Source organism: Pedobacter fastidiosus, assembly GCF_014306625.1.
GTDB lineage: Bacteria > Bacteroidota > Bacteroidia > Sphingobacteriales > Sphingobacteriaceae > Pedobacter > Pedobacter fastidiosus.
The window spans coordinates 1-602 of record NZ_JACRYL010000063.1; the positions used below are offsets into that span (position 1 = coordinate 1).

Genomic DNA, 602 nt, shown 5'->3' on the forward strand with positions numbered 1-602 from the left:
CGGACAAACAGGAAGGGAGCTGGGTTTAATTGAAAGGGAATTAAAAAGAAGGAAGCTTTAAGTACAAACTTATTAGCTTTAATTAAAATAATTTCTTGGAAATGAACGTTCGGGAATTCTTCGGATGATGTAGTCCCGCTTTACGCTGTATCGCCAGTGAAGAACTGGCGGATGTCGCTACAATCGGGTTTAAAAAACTTAGTTCAGTGCAATTAACCTAGTTTTTAAATCGCAAAGCATTATTTTTTTCCGTGTCTTCCGTATTTCCGTGGCAAAATTTTAGATAGAGGATTACTCCAAAGGAGTTCCATTTGGAACAAATCCTCATTACAGAAGACGGGATTGCAAATCCCGACTAGCTGAATTGCCATTGTTGCCGGTACGCATAACGAAGACAGTAGTCGCTTGTTAACTTATCTTTTAGATGAGAAAAAAATAGCCCATAATCATCCGCATGTTTACTTTGCCCAACTTTTAGGAATGAGCGATAACTTGAGCTTTAACCTTGCAGATTCAAATTACAACGTAGCCAAATATGTTCCTTATGGCCCGATAAAAGCTGTTATGCCATATTTGTTCCGCAGAGCACAAGAAAATACTTC

General features: G+C 38.5%; 1 pseudogene. It reads left to right on the forward strand.

Annotation, left to right across the window (positions count from 1 at the left end):
• Positions 1 to 363 precede the first annotated feature (363 nt).
• Positions 364 to 602: pseudogene (locus H7U22_RS22785) on the forward strand (proline dehydrogenase family protein); the annotation flags it as partial.